We start from the raw sequence: 4,187 nt of genomic DNA on the forward strand, positions 1-4,187 counted from the left end.
CGACCGCCCGCGCGCTGGGTCGCCTCGCCGACGTGCTGGACGCCGGCCGGCGGGCCGCGGGCGCGCCCGGCGCCGACGCCCAGTCGGTGCTGTGGGCGCTGTGGGACGCCTCGGGGCTCGCCCAGCCGTGGCGCCGGGCCGCGCTCGCGGGCGGCGCGGGCGGGGAGCGGGCGGACCGCGACCTCGACGCCGTGCTCGCGCTCTTCCGGGCGGCCGAGACGTTCGTCGACCGCATGCCGCGGTCCAGCCCGGCGGCGTTCGTCGACTGGATGCAGGCCCAGGACCTGCCCTCCGACTCGCTCGCCGCCCGTGCCGCGCGCGACGCCGTCCAGGTGCTCACGCCCGCGGGTGCCGCGGGGCGCGAGTGGCGCGTCGTCGTCGTCGCCGGCGTGCAGGAGGGGACCTGGCCCGACCTGCGCCTGCGCGACTCGCTGCTGGGCGCGCAGCTGCTCGTCGACGTCGTCGGCGGGCGGGCCGCCGCGGGGGACGACCCGTCGGCGCGCGCTGCTGCGTCCCGTGCGGCCGTGCTGTCCGACGAGCTGCGCTCGTTCGCGGTCGCGTGCTCACGCGCCCGGCAGCGCCTGCTCGTCACCGCGGTCGCCGACACCGAGCACGAGCCGTCCCCGCTCGTCGACCTCGTCGACCCGATCGGCGAGGAGACCGCGCCGGACGCGCCCGACCCCCGCCGCCGCACCGCCCCCGCGCCGCTCGACCTGCGGGGCCTGGTCGCCGAGCTGCGAGCGGAGCTGGAGCGCGCCGCCGGGGCGGGCGAGCGGCCGGACCCGGCCGCGCTGCGCACGCTCGCGCGGCTGGCGCACGAGGGCGTGGAGGGGGCCGACCCCGACGAGTGGTACGGGCTCGCCGAGCCCACGAGCGTGACGCCCCTGTGGGGCCCGGACCAGCGGGTGCCGGTCTCGCCCTCGCGGCTCGAGACCGCCCAGCGGTGCACGCTGCGCTGGGCGCTCGAGGCCGCGGGCGGGACCGCGGCCGACTCCGGCGGGCAGAGCCTCGGCACGCTGGTGCACGCGATCGCCCAGGAGCACCCGCGCGGCACGGCCGCGGAGCTCCGGGAGGCGCTGGACGCTCGCTGGGGGGAGCTCGGGCTCGGCGACGGCTGGCCCGCGCGCGCGGTGCGCCGCAAGGCCGAGGCGATGGTCGACCGGCTCGCGACCTACCTCGCCGGCGCGGGGGAGCCGGTGGTCGTCGAGGGCTCGTTCCGGGTGACGACCGAGCGGGCCGAGCTGCGGGGCCAGGTCGACCGGGTCGAGCGCACGGCCGACGGTCTGCGGGTGGTCGACCTCAAGACGGGCACGACGATGCCGTCGACGACGCAGGCGCAGACGAACCCGCAGCTCGGTGCGTACCAGCTCGCGGTCGAGGCCGGTGCGATCGACGGCGTGGCGGCGGGCGAGCCGAGCGCCGGCGCGCAGCTGGTCTTCCTCAGCTCCGGCAGGGCCGGTGCGGTCCGCCGGCAGGACCCGCTCGTCCCCGACGACGACGGCTCGACGTGGGCCCACCGGCTCGTCGACGACGTCGCGGCCTCCATGGCCGCGTCGACGTTCGTCGCGACCGCGAACGAGCTGTGCGACCGCTGCCCCGTGCGGCGCGCGTGCCCCGTGCGGGACGAGGGCGGGCAGGTGACGGCGTGACGGGGCTCGAGCTGGAGCCCGGCGCCGGCGTGGAGCCCGGCGAGGTGGCCCTCTCCGCCACGCGGATCGCCGAGCTCGTCGGCCAGCACCCGCCGACGCCGGAGCAGGTGCGCGTCATCGAGTCGCCGCTGAGCCCCGCGCTGGTCGTGGCGGGGGCCGGCTCGGGCAAGACGGAGACGATGGCCGCCCGCGTGGTGTGGCTCATCGCGAACGGCCTGGTGGAGCCCGACCAGGTCCTCGGCCTGACGTTCACGCGCAAGGCGGCCGGCGAGCTCGGCGAGCGGGTCCGCCTGCGCCTGCGCGCGCTCGCGCGCCGCGCCGCCGAGGCGGGGGTCGAGCTGCCCGGCCGGCTGGCCACGGAGGCGGACGCCCTCGCCGGTCTCGCCCGCCCGAACGTCCAGACGTACCACTCGTACGCCGCGGCCCTCGTGGGCGACCACGCGCTGCGGCTCGGCCTCGACCCCTCGACCCGGCTGCTCGGGGAGGCCGCGCAGTGGCAGCTCGCGAGCGAGGTCGTCGAGCACTGGACCGCGGACCTGGACACCGACGCCGCCACGACCACCGTGGTCGAGGCGGTGCTCGCGCTGTCGGCCGCCCTGGACGAGCACCTGCTCGACCCGGCGCAGGCGCGCACGGGCATCGAGCGGATCGTCGAGGACATCCGCGCCACCCCCGCCGGGACGCCTCCCCGCGAGCCCTACGCCGAGGTGCTCCGGCTGCTGCGCGTCCTGGGGGAGCGCGCGCGGGTCCTCGACGTCGTCGCCGCCTACCGGGAGCGCAAGCGGGCCTCCGACGCGATCGACTTCGGCGACCAGGTGGCGCTGGCGGCGCGGCTCGCGCGCGACGTGCCGGAGGTCGGCGCCGCCGAGCGGGAGCGGTTCCGCGTCGTGCTGCTGGACGAGTACCAGGACACGTCGTTCGCGCAGCTCACCCTGCTGCGCTCGCTGTTCGGCGGCGGCCACCCCGTGACGGCGGTCGGCGACCCGCACCAGTCGATCTACGGCTGGCGCGGCGCGAGCGCGGGTGGGCTGTCGCGGTTCCCCACCGACTTCCCGACGCTCGCCGGGCCGGCCGGCGGGGCGGGACGCGACCCGTCCGGCTGGCGGCCCGCCGACGTGCACCAGCTCTCGACGTCGTGGCGCAACGACCAGGCCGTCCTCGACGTGGCGAACGCGATCGCCGCCCCGCTGCGCGCGCAGGAGCGCACGCCCGTCGCGCCGCTCGCCGCCCGCCCGGGCGCCGGACCGGGCCGGGTCCTCGCGGTCGTCGCCGACACCGTCGACCTGGAGGCGCAGGCGGTCGCGCGGTTCGTCGCGCAGCACTGGCGCTCGTCCGCGACGCCGCCGACGGCGGCCGTCCTGTGCCGCAAGCGCTCGCAGTTCTCCGCCGTGCGGCAGGCGCTGCGGGCCGAGGGCCTCCCCGTCGAGGTGGTCGGTCTCGGCGGCCTGCTGTCCACGCCCGAGGTGGTCGACCTGCTCTCCACGCTGCAGGTGGTCCACGACCCCACGCGGGGCGACGCGCTCGTGCGGCTGCTCACGGGCGCCCGGACCCGTCTGGGCGCCGCCGACCTGCACGCGCTCGGCGACTGGGCGTCCGACCTGGCGGGCCACGCGGCGCGCGCCGGCGGGGACGGCGTCGAGCGGGACGTCGTCGACCAGCGCAGCATCGTGGACGCGCTCGACGCGCTGCCCCCGCCCGGCCGGGCCAGCCGCTCCGGACGCCTGCTCGGCGAGCACGCCCGTCGCCGGCTCGAGCGCCTCGCCCTCGTCCTGCGCGCGCTGCGCGCGCACGCCTACCTGCCGCTGCCGGACCTCGTCGCCGAGGCGGAGCGCCTGCTCGGCCTCGACATCGAGGTCGGCTCCCGTCCCGGCGTCTCGCCCGGGCGGGCGCGCGCGCACCTCGACGCCTTCCGGGACGTGGCCGTGGAGTTCACGCAGGCCACGGAGCGGCCGACGCTCGGAGGCTTCCTGTCCTGGCTGGAGGCGGCCGACGCGCGCGAGGACGGGCTCGAGCTGCCGGTCTCGGAGCCGGACCCGGGGGCCGTGCAGGTCTCGACGATCCACGCGTCGAAGGGGCTGGAGTGGGACGTCGTCGCGGTCGCCGGGCTCGTCGACGGCGTGCTGCCCGCCACGGCGGCGCTCGGCAAGGACGGCCCTCGCGACTCGGCGTGGCTGACCGGCCTCGGCACGCTGCCGTACCCGCTGCGCGGCGACCGGCACGACCTGCCGGAGCTCGCGTACGCCGGCGCGGCGGACCCCAAGGACCTCGAGGAGCGGCGCAGGCGGTTCCTCGCGGACGCCGGCGCCCACCAGGTCGACGAGGAGCGCCGCCTGGCGTACGTCGCCGTGACGCGTGCGCGGCGGGAGCTGCTCCTGGCCGCCTCGTGGTGGGGCGACGGCAAGACGGTCCGCCGGGTCTCGCCGTTCCTCGCCGAGGTGGCCGAGGCCGGCCTCGTCGCGACGGACGACTGGGCGGCGCCGCCCGAGCCGGGCGCGGGCAACCCGCGCGAGGGCCTGACGGTGCAGGCGGCCTGGCCCG

At 78.7% G+C, this 4,187-nt stretch carries 2 protein-coding genes; both read left to right on the forward strand.

Annotated elements, in window-relative coordinates:
• Window positions 1–1,649, forward strand: a 1,649-nt coding sequence (locus tag HGCM_RS17650; RefSeq protein ID WP_019136478.1) for a UrvD/REP family ATP-dependent DNA helicase, incomplete at its 5' end; no start/stop codon positions are given.
• Window positions 1,646–4,187: ATP-dependent helicase (locus tag HGCM_RS17655; protein ID WP_246119449.1), on the forward strand; the 2,542-nt coding region annotated here is incomplete at its 3' end. The genes HGCM_RS17650 and HGCM_RS17655, both read left to right, overlap by 4 nt.

This window comes from Cellulomonas massiliensis JC225 (assembly GCF_000312005.1).
GTDB classification, from domain to species: domain Bacteria; phylum Actinomycetota; class Actinomycetes; order Actinomycetales; family Cellulomonadaceae; genus Cellulomonas; species Cellulomonas massiliensis.